At 37.7% G+C, this 15,181-nt stretch carries 16 protein-coding genes; 6 read left to right on the top strand and 10 right to left on the bottom strand.

The window, feature by feature from the left end; translation table 11 throughout:
- Nucleotides 1-7: 7 nt before the first annotated feature.
- Genes OFN73_RS02425 through tagD form a run of 4 tightly spaced genes read right to left on the bottom strand, consistent with a single transcriptional unit; the run spans nt 8 to nt 3,772 of the window.
- A complete protein-coding gene (locus OFN73_RS02425) occupies nt 8-976 on the bottom strand; it encodes a glycosyltransferase family 2 protein (protein ID WP_270862075.1) in 969 nt (322 codons plus the stop codon).
- Nucleotides 957-2,222, bottom strand: coding sequence for an oligosaccharide flippase family protein (locus tag OFN73_RS02420; protein WP_270862074.1), 1,266 nt, complete (start codon nt 2,220-2,222; stop codon nt 957-959). The genes OFN73_RS02425 and OFN73_RS02420 overlap by 20 nt, the downstream gene beginning before the upstream one ends.
- A gap of 21 nt (nt 2,223-2,243) precedes the next feature.
- Nucleotides 2,244-3,362 (bottom strand): Wzz/FepE/Etk N-terminal domain-containing protein, encoded by a 1,119-nt coding sequence (locus OFN73_RS02415; protein WP_270862073.1) that lies wholly within the window; start codon nt 3,360-3,362, stop codon nt 2,244-2,246.
- A complete protein-coding gene (gene tagD, locus OFN73_RS02410; protein WP_333720433.1) occupies nt 3,359-3,772 on the bottom strand; it encodes a glycerol-3-phosphate cytidylyltransferase in 414 nt (137 codons plus the stop codon). Before tagD ends, OFN73_RS02415 begins: the two co-directional genes overlap by 4 nt.
- Nucleotides 3,773-3,929: 157 nt before the next feature.
- Here tagD and OFN73_RS02405 point away from each other — a divergent pair, with 157 nt between their 5' ends.
- The 3 genes from OFN73_RS02405 (at nt 3,930) to OFN73_RS02395 (ending at nt 6,953) form a co-directional block, all read left to right on the top strand.
- Nucleotides 3,930-5,258: a sugar transferase gene (locus OFN73_RS02405; protein WP_270862072.1), complete on the top strand. Its 1,329-nt coding sequence runs from the start codon at nt 3,930-3,932 to the stop codon at nt 5,256-5,258.
- Between the two features lie 81 nt (nt 5,259-5,339).
- On the top strand, nt 5,340-5,606 hold the full coding sequence (locus OFN73_RS02400) for an ACT domain-containing protein (RefSeq protein ID WP_270858301.1): 267 nt from the start codon (nt 5,340-5,342) through the stop codon (nt 5,604-5,606).
- Nucleotides 5,607-5,615: 9 nt separating this feature from the next.
- Nucleotides 5,616-6,953 carry a PFL family protein gene (locus tag OFN73_RS02395; protein ID WP_270862071.1) on the top strand — a complete coding sequence of 446 codons (1,338 nt, stop codon included), beginning with the start codon at nt 5,616-5,618 and terminating at the stop codon, nt 6,951-6,953.
- Nucleotides 6,954-7,266: 313 nt separating this feature from the next.
- On the opposite strand, the gene OFN73_RS02390 is transcribed toward OFN73_RS02395, so the two are convergent.
- Nucleotides 7,267-8,040: a hypothetical protein gene (locus OFN73_RS02390; RefSeq protein WP_270862070.1), complete on the bottom strand. Its 774-nt coding sequence runs from the start codon at nt 8,038-8,040 to the stop codon at nt 7,267-7,269.
- Nucleotides 8,041-8,405: 365 nt separating this feature from the next.
- Nucleotides 8,406-10,382 (bottom strand): excinuclease ABC subunit UvrB, encoded by a 1,977-nt coding sequence (uvrB, locus tag OFN73_RS02385; RefSeq protein WP_270862069.1) that lies wholly within the window; start codon nt 10,380-10,382, stop codon nt 8,406-8,408.
- A gap of 71 nt (nt 10,383-10,453) precedes the next feature.
- Between uvrB and OFN73_RS02380 the strand changes: the two genes are divergently transcribed.
- Genes OFN73_RS02380 through OFN73_RS02370 form a run of 3 tightly spaced genes read left to right on the top strand, consistent with a single transcriptional unit; the run spans nt 10,454 to nt 11,416 of the window.
- Nucleotides 10,454-10,711, top strand: a complete 258-nt coding sequence (locus OFN73_RS02380; RefSeq protein ID WP_270858296.1) for a hypothetical protein — start codon at nt 10,454-10,456, stop codon at nt 10,709-10,711.
- A 38-nt stretch (nt 10,712-10,749) separates the two neighbouring features.
- Nucleotides 10,750-10,962 carry a hypothetical protein gene (locus tag OFN73_RS02375; RefSeq protein WP_270862068.1) on the top strand — a complete coding sequence of 71 codons (213 nt, stop codon included), beginning with the start codon at nt 10,750-10,752 and terminating at the stop codon, nt 10,960-10,962.
- A complete protein-coding gene (locus OFN73_RS02370) occupies nt 10,949-11,416 on the top strand; it encodes a hypothetical protein (protein WP_270862067.1) in 468 nt (155 codons plus the stop codon). Before OFN73_RS02375 ends, OFN73_RS02370 begins: the two co-directional genes overlap by 14 nt.
- 8 nt (nt 11,417-11,424) lie before the next feature.
- Here the strand turns inward: OFN73_RS02370 and OFN73_RS02365 are convergent, their stop codons facing one another.
- The 4 genes from OFN73_RS02365 to OFN73_RS02350 are packed head-to-tail and all read right to left on the bottom strand — an operon-like array spanning nt 11,425 to nt 15,034.
- A complete protein-coding gene (locus OFN73_RS02365; protein WP_270862066.1) occupies nt 11,425-11,961 on the bottom strand; it encodes a phosphatidylglycerophosphatase A family protein in 537 nt (178 codons plus the stop codon).
- 25 nt (nt 11,962-11,986) lie between these two features.
- Nucleotides 11,987-13,060, bottom strand: a complete 1,074-nt coding sequence (locus OFN73_RS02360) for a sulfate adenylyltransferase (protein ID WP_270862065.1) — start codon at nt 13,058-13,060, stop codon at nt 11,987-11,989.
- Nucleotides 13,038-13,904: a hypothetical protein gene (locus OFN73_RS02355; RefSeq protein WP_270862064.1), complete on the bottom strand. Its 867-nt coding sequence runs from the start codon at nt 13,902-13,904 to the stop codon at nt 13,038-13,040. Before OFN73_RS02355 ends, OFN73_RS02360 begins: the two co-directional genes overlap by 23 nt.
- A gap of 2 nt (nt 13,905-13,906) precedes the next feature.
- Nucleotides 13,907-15,034, bottom strand: coding sequence for a bifunctional 2-C-methyl-D-erythritol 4-phosphate cytidylyltransferase/2-C-methyl-D-erythritol 2,4-cyclodiphosphate synthase (locus tag OFN73_RS02350; RefSeq protein ID WP_270862063.1), 1,128 nt, complete (start codon nt 15,032-15,034; stop codon nt 13,907-13,909).
- Nucleotides 15,035-15,181 lie beyond the last annotated feature (147 nt).

Genomic DNA, 15,181 nt, shown 5'->3' with positions numbered 1-15,181 from the left:
ATTTTCACTATGCCCTGCCTTGTATATTTTTTAATATTGCATACATATTGATATTAAAAAAGTTAAAAGTAACAACAATCTTTTTTAATAAATCTAACCCATAATTATTCCAAATATATTTTAGCTTATTTGCTTCTAGGCAAATGTCTTTAATATATTTTTTATATTTTCCACCACTCACAACAACGATTCTATATAGCAATCCCATATAGTGATATTCTATAAATTTCTCATAAATATCGTTTTTCTTAAAAAATTCTAATATTTCTAAATTAAAGGCTTTTAACTCTTTTATCTTTTTTTCTGACACATTGTGATATGTTATAGAGCTTTCATTTATTCTATTATAATGCACAAACGCTCTATTAAAATGCACTATTTTACCATAGTAGTAATAAAACATTTGTATGTGAAGAAAAAAATCTTCTGCATTAGAAAAAGTTGGAAATTTTATTTTTTCATATACTTTTTTTTTGCAAAATTTAGACCATATACTGACATATTTATTTTTTAAAGTAAAACAATCTTTTAGATAAGTTTCATAGTCATCAAAAACTAAATCCTGCTTTATATAAATTTGTTTATTTGAATAATTTTCGTAAAAATCGCACACTACAATATCAGCATCATCTTCTTTCGCTTTTTTATACATAGAACTTACCATATCAAACTCAACCCAATCGTCGCTATCGATATGCAAAATATATTCGCCAGTCGCACTTTCAAAGCCTGTTTTCCTAGCCTGACCCAAACCTTCGTTTTGTGGTTTGTTTATGATTTTTATATCATTTTTTCTATTTGGATATTTTTCTATAACGCTTTGCAAAACTTGCATACTATTATCAGGCGAACAATCATTTACAAAAATATACTCAATACTATCGAAATCTTGCTCAAATAGTGTTGTAGCGCATTTAACGATATATTTTTCGACATTATAAACAGGGATTATTATACTAACTATGTAAGATTTCATTTTTTGCCTTTAAATTTGTTGTATTGTATCCAAACATCACCCAAAACCCAAACAAACACGCTACCAAGTATCCTAAGCTATACCCCATAACGGTGCCGTAAGCTAGAAATTTCGGTATAAAAACAATATAGCCTAAGCTAGAAAATAGCAAAACCAAAACCCATTTATAAATCAAAATTTTTCCAAGTTGCATTTTAATGATGTAAATATTTAATGCTTCATCTAAAAATATAAGTGGTAAAACTAAAAGCAAAAATTTAAATACAGGAATTGTTCCATTAAATTTAGCTCCAAAAATCAAATTTATAACTAATGGAGCTAAAAAATACAAAATAACTGCCGTTAAAATCGCCATTACAAACATGCCAAATGCAAGTTTTAAGACATTTGATTTTATGATTTTTATATCATCAAATTTATATACAAAAAGTGGTGCAAATGAAATTGCTATGATAGGTGAAATTGCCGTTGCAATAGTTAAAAGCGATATGGCTGAAGTATAAAGCCCAAGAGAGAATTCATCGCCTAAATGTTTCAAAAACATAAAATCAACTCGTCTACAAACTATCATCAAAATAATTCCTGCAAAAAAAGGCAAACCTAATTTTAAAAATTTGTAAATTTGAGCTTTTTCATAGGTAAAAAACCACTCTTTTGTTAAAATTCTATAAATTGCCAAAAGCCCAAAAGCTATCATAAATAGCTCAAAAGCTGTTGCAAAGCCGTAGGCATAGATATTTGTAACACCCAAATAATAAAAAGCTAAAAACATTAAAAGTTTGATTATATGTGTTGCCATAACCAAAACAGAGCGATATTTTATCATAGTTTGCGACTGTAAATATGCCGTGATAATCGCAGAGCTTTCATTTACTAAAATAGACGAAGCCATAACAACGCTTAAATAAAAAATCTTTATGTCATCTGTAAAAAATACAAACAAAAGCAACGCTAAATACGCAATCACCGACGAAACAAACCTTATAACAAAGCCGTTTCCCATTATAATTTTGCGTTCATTTGCGTCAGCATTTGTTAGGCGCGGAACAACGATTTCAGCGGGATTTATATATGAAAGAGCTGAAAAAATAACAACAAGTCCTAAAATATACTGAAAATTCCCATACTCTTCTACGCTTAACACACGAGCTAAAATCATAGTAACGGCTAAGCCCATTACTATCCTAACTCCGTGTTCGCATAAAAGCCAAGCTATATTTTTTACTATTTTAGGATTTATCGCCATTTTATCGCTTTTTAAAATTTATTAGGCTTTTAGATTTTTTCTCGCTGAGATTTCGCCTTTTAGCAAAACCCAAAATATACCCAGAACACCACCTAAAAATGTCGCGATTGCTACGATTAAAAGTTTTTTTGGTTTTGCTGGATTTTCGTTTATTACTATAAAATCGTCTTTGATTTCTACATTGCTAAGGTGCAAAGGGCTTAAAGCTCCATTTAAAATTTCCATTTTATTTCTAGTCTCTGTGATTATTGAATTTAAATCGCTTGATTCAGACACTAACTCTTCTTTTTGTCTTTGTGCCTCAGCTATTTTTACAAATTCAATATCATGCAAATCGCTCTCGATTTGACGCTTGGTAGTAGTAGTAGTAGTAGTATATTGTTCTCTTAAATCCACAAGTTGTTCTTTAAGGTTAATGAGCAAATTTCCGCCTGTCGCACCGGATTTTATTTCATCTTCTATATTTTTTATATCGTTTTCCAAATTCGGAATTACAACTTCAACTAAATTTTTATAATCCTCTTGCAGTTTTGCAATCACTACATTTTTTAAGTTTTCAATCTCTTTATCTTTATCTGGGATTAAAATTGTATCGTATTGTTTGACCTGATTTGTCAAATTCGCGATATTGTCTTTGGCTATGGATATCTCGTTTTGCAAATTTTTTCGTTGTAACCCGATTTCGTTTTTGTAAATGTTTTGCTCTTCTTTTACAATTTTATTTATCAATGCAATGGCTTCATCGTTACTTTTACCAAAAACTTCAATATCAAAAAAATCATTTAAGTTATTTTTTGTACCACTTTGTCCTGCTGGGGTTACTTTTTTTACAAATGCACTCTCTTTTGGCTGACCTTTAAGAGCGTCGATATATTTGCTTTGAATTTTATTTATTATCATATCGGCTTCGACTAAAAGCTCTTTTTTATTTTCTTCTAAATTTTTGTAGTAAGGCACTGAAATTCTAGCCTTTGCGCTATACCACGGCGTGGCAATCAAACAATACAAAACACCAAGCAAAAAACAGGCGAGTGTAACGCCTAAAACTATAAATTTACCTTTGTAAATTTTGCCTAATAATTCAAAAATATCAATCTCGTCGTTTTGAGAATTGGCTGAATTCATTAAATTTTCGCTCATTTGTTTTCCTTGTCTTTTAAGTCTTTTTTTATCTGTGTTGTTGAAATCTCCGGCGTTCGTTTTAGATAAACCACTTCGCAACCCTCGTCTTTTAAAAAGTCAAATTTGCCTTCCCAGTCATCGCCGATGACAAAAGTATCGACATGGTATAAATGCACATCTTCTTTTTTTTGCTCCCATGAATTTTCGGGGATCACAAGATCTACATAGCGAATCGCTTCAAGCAAATGTTTGCGCTTTTCGTATGAAAAATAGCATTTTTTTTGCTTTGAATTCCAGTTAAACTCATCAGTCGAAAGTGCTACGATAAGGTAATCGCCGAGCTCTTTTGCACGGCGAAGCAAATTTATATGTCCATAATGAAGCATATCAAATGTGCCATAAGTTATAACGCGTTTTATACTTTTCAATTTTTATCCTTAAACCAAAATTTGCCCTAAAAATGAGCTTTGAATTTCGTTTTTCGAAAATTCAATTATTTCAAAAATCTTAAAAAGTTCTAATTTTATCGAAATTAAACTAAAATTTGGCTACAATGTCGCAAATTTATTTTTGGAAAATTTAATTATGAAAAAATTTTATGCTATGGCTATACTTTTAGTAGCTGATGTTTTGTGCATTTTGATATCATTTTTCATCGCTGTGAGCGTGAGAAATTTCATAGAATTTGATTTTGCTGGTAACACTCATCAGCATTATACCGCCTATCTTGGTTCGTTTTTTATATATGTTTTGATTATCGGCACATTAGCGTATCGCAAAATTTACACCAAACGCTATGATTTTTGGCATGAAAGTTACATTGTGTTTTCATCGTGTATGTTTGCGCTGGTGATGATTTTTTTCTTGCTTGCGATTAACAAAAATGTCTCGCACTCGCGATTTGTGATATTTTTGGCGTTTGGTTTGTGCGCGGTTTTGATACCGATGTGCAAATTTTTTCTTAAAAAATACCTTTACCGTGTGGGAATTTGGCAAAAAAACGCTAGGGTTATCAACGGCGATAAGGAATTCCGCCGTGAAATCTTTAAAAACCACTATTTGGGCTATAAATTTACCCGTGGCGACGACTACGAGACCGTTTTTATTGCAAATAAAAATTTAAAGAGTATTGACGAGCTAAACAGGTTGGTCGAAGAAAATGTCATCAAAAACCGCGAGGTGATTTTTACTCCCGCTTTGCAAGGATATGATTTTGCTGGTGGGGAAATTTTCAGCCTTTTTAACTCTCGCACGAATTTATTTATGCTGGAAAATTCGCTGTTAAAACCGATGAATAGGTTTTTTAAACGCTTTGTTGATATCGCGATGATAATGTGTGCTATGCCTTTGCTTGTGCCGATTTTCGCTGTCGTAATAATAGCTATGAAAATAAACGAGCCGCATGGTAGCATTTTTTTCTCTCACCCTAGAATGGGCAGATATGGTAAGACTTTTGGCTGTTTGAAATTTCGCTCGATGAGAGAAAACTGCGATGAAATGTTTAAAAAATATTTAGAGGAAAATCCGCAAGAAATCGAGTATTATCAAAAATATCACAAATACGAAAATGATATTCGCATAACAAAGCTTGGAAATTTTTTACGCAAAACCTCTATTGATGAGCTTCCGCAACTCATAAATGTCCTAAAAGGCGATATGAGTATCGTAGGGCCTAGACCGGTGTTAGAAAAAGAGTTTGAAATGGGCGATGCGACGAGATACGAAAGGGATATTGTGTTGCAAGTTCGCCCTGGCGTAACAGGACTAGCACAGATTAACGACCGCGAAAAATCGGAGTTTGGCGATAGGGTGAAAATGAATATCTGGTATGTCAAAAACTGGACGCTTTATATGGATTTTGTAATTATTCTAAAAACCATACAAATAGTTTTAAAAAGAGAGGGCGCAAGCTAAAATTTGGAATTTCAAAATTCCAAATTTCCCTCCAATTTTGCTATAATCCCCCTTTAAATTTCACATTTTACAAGGACACACATGAAAGCAATCGTAACAGTAGTCGGCAAGGACAAAGTCGGCATCGTAGCTGGCGTAGCTACCAAGCTAGCCGCGCTTGGGCTTAATATCGACGATATCACGCAGACCGTATTAGATGAGTTTTTTACAATGATGGCGGTGGTCAGTAGCGATGATAAAAAGGACTTCACGGCCCTTCGCAGTGAGCTTGAAGAGTTCGGAGCTAGTCTAAATGTCAAAATCAATATCCAAAGCTCGGCGATTTTTGACGCCATGCACAATATCTAAGGCGCGCAAATGAATATCAAGCAAGTAACCGAAACAATCTCAATGATCGAGGAGCAAAATTTCGATATCCGCACCATTACAATGGGCATTTCGCTTCTTGATTGTATCGACGCAAACCCCGAAAAAGCCTGCGAGAAAATTTACGCCAAAATCACAAAAAAAGCCGAAAATTTGGTAGCTGTTGGCGATGAAATTTCAGCCGAGCTTGGTATCCCAATCGTCAATAAACGCATCTGCGTAACGCCGATTTCGCTCATCGGTGCAGCCACGGATTTAGATGATTACACGATTTTTGCACGCACGCTAGACGAGGCCGCGCACGCTGTGGGTGTGAATTTCATCGGTGGTTTTAGTGCATTAGTGCAAAAAGGCTACCAAAAGGGCGATGAAATCCTAATCCGCTCAATCCCGCGCGCCCTAGCTAAAACTGAGCGCGTCTGCGCTAGCGTAAATGTAGGCTCGACCAAAACCGGCATAAACATGTCTGCTGTGCGCGATATGGGCGAGATTATCAAACAAACCGCGAATTTAAGCAAATTTGGCTGCGCTAAGCTCGTAGTTTTCGCAAACGCCGTCGAGGATAATCCTTTTATGGCGGGCGCATTTCACGGAGTAGGCGAGTCTGATGTCGTCATAAATGTCGGTGTATCAGGCCCTGGCGTGGTCAAACGCGCCTTAGAAAAGGTGCGCGGACAGAGCTTTGATATACTCGCTGAAACCGTCAAAAAAACCGCCTTTAAAATCACCCGCATAGGTCAGTTGGTCGGCTCAATGGCTAGCGAGAGGCTGGGGGTGAAATTTGGCATTGTGGATTTATCGCTAGCTCCGACGCCTGCTGTGGGGGATTCTGTGGCGAGAGTGCTCGAAGAAATGGGCTTGGAGCGCGTGGGTGCGCACGGCACGACGGCTGCGCTTGCGCTTTTAAACGACGCGGTCAAAAAAGGCGGCGTCATGGCGTGCAACCAAGTAGGAGGCCTGTCTGGGGCGTTTATACCGGTTTCTGAGGACGAGGGCATGATAGAGGCGGTCAAGGCTGGCGCTCTAAATTTGGAAAAATTAGAGGCGATGACGGCGATTTGCTCTGTGGGGCTCGATATGATCGCGATTCCGTCCGATACGCCCGCAGCTACGATTTCAGCGATGATAGCTGATGAGGCCGCAATCGGCGTGATAAACCAAAAAACTACCGCCGTGCGCATTATCCCGCTAGGCCAAAAGGGCGATATGATCGAGTTTGGCGGGTTGCTAGGCTCTGCGCCAGTGATGAGTATAAATTCCGCTTCGTCGGCTGAATTTATCGCCAGAGGTGGGCAAATACCTGCGCCGATTCATAGTTTTAGGAATTAAAATTTTAAATTTTAGTTTTGGCTTAAATTTGCAAATTCTCGCAGTGGTGCAAAATTTGCCATTGCGAGGCGTGCAACGCCGAAGCGTTCTAGGGAAATTCCTTACTCTTGCATTTATTATTGCATTTCGCAAGCTAAAAACACTGCCTCGATGCTTGCTGTTGTCAGTGCGAGGCAGCAATGCTGTCGTGGCAATCTAAGAGATTAAATTTACGATTGGTTTTGTGTCATTATGAGTAAAGCTTTGCAAAGCAAAGAAGCTTTATTTAAATTGAGTATTTTTTTGGTGGGCAATGATGCCCACTCTACGATACTCATCTTTTACCCTTTTCATTAGAATTTTTGTTTATTAAGTTTTGTTTTAAAATATCGATTATTTCGTTATATCCATATCCACATTTTTCATAATGAATACTTGTTTCGATAGATTGCATTTTTGCCATAAAATAGTTATACGGCATAAAATATTCATACTTTTTTGCTACCAAATTATTTTGGTAAAAAATATCAGCAGTATGTCTATAACCACTTTTGCCACATTTTTTCGCTAAATCTGACAAATCCGAGTAATAACAACTTTTTAAATCATCGTTGGACAAAAAACTTATATTGCTATCTGGGTATGAAGTGTAAGTGTATGGAAAATCTTTTTTTATTATCATATAATCACTTTCCTTTATCTCATAATCATCACTTACGATTTCAATCTTAAAATCCTTTTTAATGTTGCACTCGTATTCAAATTTAAGTATCTTAAACCCGTCAAATACAAATCCATAAGTTAAAAATAATATAGTTAAAATGGTTATAAATTGTGTCTTTTTGAGTAGGCAAATTTTCTTTGTCGCTTCTGCTTGATTTCCTGCTTTTATGGCTTTTCTTTGAATTCCAAATTCATATCTACTTATAATAAATAAGAAAATAAAAGTCAGAAAAAAGACAAACACAAAAAATCCAAAAAATATAAAAGCCAAAAATAGGACTATAAAAAATGTTTTTGCAGATTTGTTTATTTGCGAATTTTTGATATACCTTATACACAACGCACAAGCAAATGCCACAATTAAATTAACAATTAAAATATCCATATAATTCCTTTATATTTTTTAGCAAATTCAAATTCGGTCAGTATTTAAAAATACTGAATTTATTCGAATTTACAAATTTAAACTCAAATTTGATTATTTGAATTTAAATTTATAAATTCAAGCAACTAGTAAATTTAAATTTGCAAATTTTTCATCATTGCTATCTATTATTCAGTCATTGTTTGTATCAAATTCACTTAATGCTTCAAAGCCGTTTTTACCGCTAGTATCGTAGGGTGGGCATCCTTGCTCACCAAAAATGGAGACTATCAATCTAACTCTGACAAATCACTTTTGTTTAAGAATTAGTGGCTTTAATTTTGGATTTGTCAGAGTTTATTTTATGGTCTCAAATTTAGCCAAATTTAGAGTTTTTTCATCTTTGCGATTTCATCACGCAATGCAGCGGCTTTTTCGAATTCCAGCGCAGCAGCGGCTTCAAGCATTTGCTTTCTTAGCTCTTTTATGATTTTGGCTCGTTCATTTGCCGGCATTTTTTCTAATTTTTTCGCTTTGGTTAAAATTTCTGCGTTATCTTCGATTTTTAGGCTTTCTTCTATGTTGCGACTTGCCGAGTGTGGCGTTATACCGTGAGCGCGGTTGTATTCATCTTGGAATTTGCGTCTAGCCGTGGTTATGTCGATAGCGCTTTGCATTGAGCGGGTGATTTTTTTGCAAAACATCACAACCTGCCCGTTTAAATTCCTAGCAGCCCGTCCCATAGTCTGAATAAGGCTAGTTTCAGAGCGCAAAAAACCCTCTTTGTCGGCGTCAAAAATCGCAATCAAACTAACTTCCGGCAAATCTAGCCCCTCACGGAGCAAATTTATACCGATTAGCATATCAAATTCGCCTGATCTTAGCCCACGAATTAGCTCATTTCGCTCTATCGCGTCGATGTCTGAGTGCATATATTTGACCTTGATACCGAGTTCAAGGTAGTATTTGCTAAGCTCTTCTGCCATTTTTTTTGTTAGCACGGTTACCAAAATTCGCTCATTTCTAGCTATGACTTTTTTTGCCATGTCGTGCAGAATTTCGACTTGATTGTCGCTATCTTTTATGAGAATTTCGGGATCTAAAAGCCCTGTCGGACGCAAAATTTGCTCCACAACCTTTCCGCCGCTTAAATTCACTTCGTATTCGTTTGGCGTGGCTGAAACGAATAAAAATTTGCCTTTTTTATTGATAAATTCATCAAACATCAAAGGTCGGTTATCAAGCGCAGAAGGCAAGCGAAAACCGTATTCTACGAGTGTTTCTTTGCGACTTCGATCGCCTGCGAACATACCGCGAAACTGCGGCAAAGAAACATGGCTTTCATCGACGATGACTAGGTAGTCTTGCCCCTTGCTCTCGTAGTAATCAAACAACGAATACGGCGTTTCTCCGGCGTTTTGCCCCGTCAAGTAGCGCGCGTAGTTTTCGATCCCTTTGCAAATGCCTGTTGCACTCATCATTTCAAGGTCAAATTCGACGCGCTGTTTTAGGCGCTGGGCTTCGACGAGTTTATTTTCATTTTCAAAAAATTTTAATCTCTCGCCAAGCTCTTCTTCAATGCCTTTAATCGCCGTTTTTAGGCGGTTTTCGCCAACGATAAACTGACTTGTAGGATAAAGAATAAATTTAGCCACGCTTTTTGTTTTTTTATTTTCCAAAACATCGAAATGATACATCGCTTCAAGCTCGTCGCCAAAAAATTCTAGCCTTATGGCTTCATCGTTAAAATACGCCGGATAAATGTCGATCGTATCGCCGTTAGCGCGGAAATCGCCACGATCAAAAAAATTGTCGTTGCGTTTGTAACCCATATCGACGAGTTTGCGAAGTAAAAATTTGCTAGAAAAACTTTGCCCTAGTTCCAAATGAAGCACCATGCCTTTGTATTCTGACGGGTCGCCCAAACCATAGTTTGCCGAAACCGAAGCTATCGTAATGACATCGCCAAAACTAAGCAAACTAGCCGTGGCTGAGAGGCGAAGGCGCTCTAACTCGTCATTTATGGAGCTATCTTTTTCGATAAAAAGGTCTTGGCGCGGAATGTAGGCTTCTGGCTGATAATAATCATAATAGCTGATAAAATACTCGACATGATTTTGCGGAAAAAAGCCCTTAAATTCGCTATAAAGTTGCGCTGCAAGGGATTTGTTGTGTGTCATTATGAGAGTTGGAATTTGCAAATTTGCTATGATATTTGCCATGGTAAAGGTTTTTCCACTTCCTGTAACTCCGAGTAGCGTTTGATATTTTTCGCCGTTTTTGATACCCTGCACGATTTTTTTTATCGCGTTTTTTTGATCAGGGCTTGGGGTAAATTTTGATGATATTTTAAAATTTTGCAAATTTTTCCTTTATTTTAAAGCTAAATTTGGTTAGAATAAAAACTTTAAATTATATCTAAAAAAGGACAAATATGGAATCAATCTTTGACGAAGAAAAAAAAGTCGAGAGTTTGGGTCAAAAGGTCGAGGAGCTTATCAGAAGATACAGCGAGGCTAGGGAAGAAAACGCGAGATTGCGCGCAGAGCTAGTTAGTATCAAGGCTCAAAATGAGGCGATTAGTATGCAGCTTGGCACGCTAGAAGAGGACGCCGAGTATCGCAAACTAAGCGACGAGGAGCTTAGCAAAAAACTAGATGAAATTTTTGCAAAAGATGAATTTGACAACTAAAAATGAGAGAAATTTCTGTTAAATTTACAAGCAAATCTTTGAGTAAAGAGTATTCTATCAGCTTAGAAGATGAGTTTGCACTCAGCTTCGAGCGGGACTGGCGCGAGATCGCAAGAGATGGTTTGCATGTAGATGTGGGCGAGCTTTTGAAGGCATATATTCAAAAGAGTTATGAAAATTATATGTTTTCTAGCAAAATAGAGGCTATTTCAAAAAACATCGATGAAGGAGTGAAAAATGAGAAGAGGTAATGCAAGTGGAGGTGGCATAGGAAGCCTAATTCTAATCATAATAGTGATTTTTTTTGGCGTTAAGGTTGTGTGGCCAAAAATCACTGGACTAACAGATGGACCGATAGCTGCGGCAGCGGTTAGTGATTTAGATCGTACATTTAAGGATATGCGATCTGATTATCAAGCACAAGGTAGATTGAGATTGCTTAGCAATATGACTAGCGTGCGTCAATTTAGTGACGATATGTTGAATTCGACAGTTGAATTAAACAAACCAATACCATTTGGAGTTGGTGTAAAATCAAAAAAAAGTATGGTATTTTGCGCTGATATTACGGTTCATGACGGTGGTGTTAGTGGGTATTATTTGACCCTAACTCCTACAAATAGGAAAAATGAGCGTTGTAAAAAATTCCATGCATTGCAGACATTTAAAAAATTACAAAATATGAACTATCCTATTGGAAAATAAAAGGCTGATTAAAAAATCAGCCCTCCAAATCCAAATTTAATCATCAACGAAAAAATAATCAAAACCCCAAGCCCAGCGAAAAATCCAGCCAAAATATCATCGCTCATCACGCCCAGACCGCCATTGATATCGCGATCGGCGCGCCCTATGATAGAAGGCTTCCATATATCAAAAACCCTAAATAGCACAAGAGATAAAATCATCGCAAGCCATGAAAGCCCGCTAGTTTCAAATCCAGAAATAATTTGCGCGAAATTTAGCTCATACACCTCGCCCACGCTAGCACCGATGCTCATAGCGATCCACACGCCCACGACCTCGTCGATTACGATTTCGCTATTATCGTGCGAGCCGACCTGCTTTTCGTATTCGTCAATGATTTTTAGCGAGATTACAAAAACCAGAGCAGCGCACAAAAACAGCGTCGTTCCCCCCGCAAATGCCAAAATCACAAGTCCTACAATCCAGCCTGCCACGCTTCCCCAAGTCCCAGGCGCAGGTCGCAAAAGCCCACTTCCAAAAAATGTAACAAATAGCTTATTCAAATTTTCTCCTTTTAAATTTCAAATTTCAAGTTTTTAGCGCGCTGGTTTGATACAGCCTCATTAACTCTTCGTAAAATTCACTCTCGCTTCTAGGCTCGATAAGTCCGTCGTTAGGGAACAAATCATCGTAAAGGGCTTGCAAATCGGCGAAGCGATTAGGAAAAAGCTCGGCCAAAATCATCGCCGAAATCTCCTTTCGCATGAAAAGCGCAGGCGGCAAAATCCCAGCATAGAGCATGGCTTTGAGGTTACGCGTGTGATAATGCACATGGTGGTGTGAGCCGTGCGGGCAGTTTTTCACGCTGGAAAGGACCTTGCATTTGTTGCAATACACATACTCTGGCATGAGCCAAATTTCGAAATTTTCGTAATCGCAAAAATCCAGCACAGAGTGCATATCGCCGTGGTCGAAATACCCCGCCACATGCTTGTGTTTTTGCCCAAAGACGACCTTATTTATGCCTAAATTGTGCGCTATGGCGCATTCAAGCGTAGGGTCGGAGTGGTTGTTTAGCGCGCTAAAATCGTTTAAATCTATGAGCAAAACCCGCTTAGCTACAAGGAAATTTTCGCACAAAAACTCCAAGGTTTTTTTGCGCAAATTTGCGCTAAATGCGTCGCTTCTGCTCGAACCTACCAAAAAAATCACCACAAAATCAGCCTTGTCTATCATCAGGCGAAGTAACCTTTCATGCACCCTGTGTAGGGGATCTGCCATGGTGAAAAAGGCTGAAATTTTGGGGTTTTTGAAGCTTGATTTTCGCGCGAAAAATTCCGCAAATTCATCATCAATTTTGTGAGAATTTAGGCTAAATTCGCCCTTTATTGCCTCGTTTCCTGGGCGTTTGTTTTCAAAAACGGAGTTTTGTTTTTCTTCGTCCGTGATTTTTTGCGATGAAATAATTTTTAATTTTCCGCAAATTTCGCCTTCGCAGATTAAATTCACTTCCGCGCCAGCTCTAAATTTTCCTGCCACAAAGGCGAAATTTTTGCCGTTTTTTAGCCTATCTTCGCCCCAAAATGCCCCAAATTTCAAAAGGTGCAGGGCGCAAAGCTCGCTTTTTGAAATCTCAATGCTATTTTTTTCGCGTGATACCATATTTTTTTCTCTTTTCCCAAAGCGATTTTCGCGAAATTCCTAAAATTGAGGCGAGTTCAGAGTCGAAATACTCGCCCTGATGCGCTAAAATCGCAAATTTCAAATACTCTTCCAGGCTTAAAATTTTGTTTTTCGCGCAGTATGGAGAGAGTAAAATTTCATTTGAGTTTTCGCTAAATTCCATAGAGCAAACCTCCAAAACTAGCCGTTTTTCGGCAAAATTTGATAAAATTTGCGCTCTTTTGGCAGGCGATGTTTTATCAAATTTTTGCACGAATAAAATTTCATCTTTTATCTTTAAGTTTTCGCAATCTTCGCCATTAGCGATTATGATTTTTACGCCAAAATTTTGGGCGATTTGATGAGCGCATAAAAGGCGTGAAATTTCATCATAACCCTTTAAAAAAAGCGGGAATTTGAGCTTTTGCGCGCTTATTTTTGGTGTGTCGTAAATTTCTTTTAGTGCGCGCAAGAGTTCGTCGTTTCGCTCTTTTTCACGTAAAATTTGTTTAAAATACGCGTAGTGATCGAGCTTTTTGATGAGATCTTCTATCATAAACGGCTTTAAAATATAATCCGTCGCCCCCGCATTTATGGGCGCTGTAACCGTGTCGTTGCTGATGTATGAGACTAGCATTATCACGATTGCGTTTTTGTGGCGCGCAATCACGCTTAGCAAATCACCACTTCCCCACGATGATGAGAGCAAAACAGCGTCGAACTCCCCGGCGTTCAGGGCTAGTGGCAGGGTGGAAACCACGGTGCATTGGTGGTTTAGCGCGCTTAGTTTTAGGCTAAGTGAGTTTGCCAGGTAGCTTTCCTTTTCGGCGATTAAGATTTTCAAAACTAATCCTTGATAAGCAGTTTTTTCCAGTCAAAATATTTTAAATTCACACTCGCAATCACCGCAATGCCCTCGCTTCGCCCTACAAAGCCTAGTTTTTCGGTGGTGGTGGCTTTGACATTTACCTTGCGCGTGGCTAAAATTTCGCACAAAGCTTTTCGCATTTGCTCTTTGTATGGGCTTAGTTTGGGCTTTTGCGCCATTATGGTAATGTCTGCATTTACGATTTCAAAGCCATAGCGGCGAATTTTATCTGTTACTTTTCGTAACAAAATTTTCGAATCAATCCCTTTGTAAGCCTCGTCTGTATCAGGGAAAAGCTCGCCAATATCGCCAATCCCAGCTGCGCCGCACATTGCATCAATTAGCGCGTGAATCGCCACATCTCCGTCGCTGTGAGCGATGAGCGAATACTCGCAAGGTATTTTTACGCCACAAAGCGTGATAAACGAGCCAGCTTCCAGCGCATGCACATCAAAGCCGTTTCCGCAAAAAATGTCCGAACAAACGCTAGGAAAATCAAAATTTTCTAAATCGCAAATTCGCGTGATTTTTCTAGCTGAAATTTCGCCCTTTACAAAGCCCAAAGTCCCGCCTACGCTTTTTACGGCAAGGCTATCGTCTGTGAAAATTTGCTCGCTTTGTAAGGCTTTTTTTAGCAAATTTGTGCGTGAAAGCTGTGGTGTTTGGATTAGTTTGATTTCGTCGCGTGCTATCTCGCGCTCGCCCAAATACGCCGTATCATTTACGTTTAGATACGGGCTTACGCAATCAAATTTGCCTAAATTTTCAAGTAGCGAGTTTATGAGATTTTGAGAAATACTAGCCCGCGCCACATCGCTTACTAAAACAAACTCGCTTTGCACCATTTCAAGGGCATTTTTAAGCGATTTTTGGCGCATATCGCCTCCAATTGCAAACTCGAATTTATCGCAAAATGAGCGCATGTATTTTAAATCTTGCGGATTAGCTACGATTATAATTTTTGCGAAATTTGCCTTTTTTGCGAGATCTTTGGCGACATGTAGCCACAGCGGATCATCACCTATGCGAAGCCACTGCTTTTTTACGGGGCTAGCAAAGCGCGTAGAATCCCCAGCGGCGAGTAAAACGAGTGATATTTCAGACATTTGATTTCCTAAAATTTTAAAAATGTTACGAAATTATACATATTAAATTTAAAAAATAGTGAAATTTTGGCTAAATTTTTCAAATTTTGCCAAGCAGTGTTACGAATTTAAACACGCAAAAAAGATTTAAATTTTGCTTTTTTGTAG

The organism is Campylobacter sp. JMF_14 EL1, assembly GCF_027737585.1.
In the GTDB taxonomy this organism is placed as follows: domain Bacteria; phylum Campylobacterota; class Campylobacteria; order Campylobacterales; family Campylobacteraceae; genus Campylobacter_B.
The sequence above is the reverse complement of the archived record's forward strand: the minus strand, read 5'-3'. Positions and strand labels throughout refer to the sequence as shown.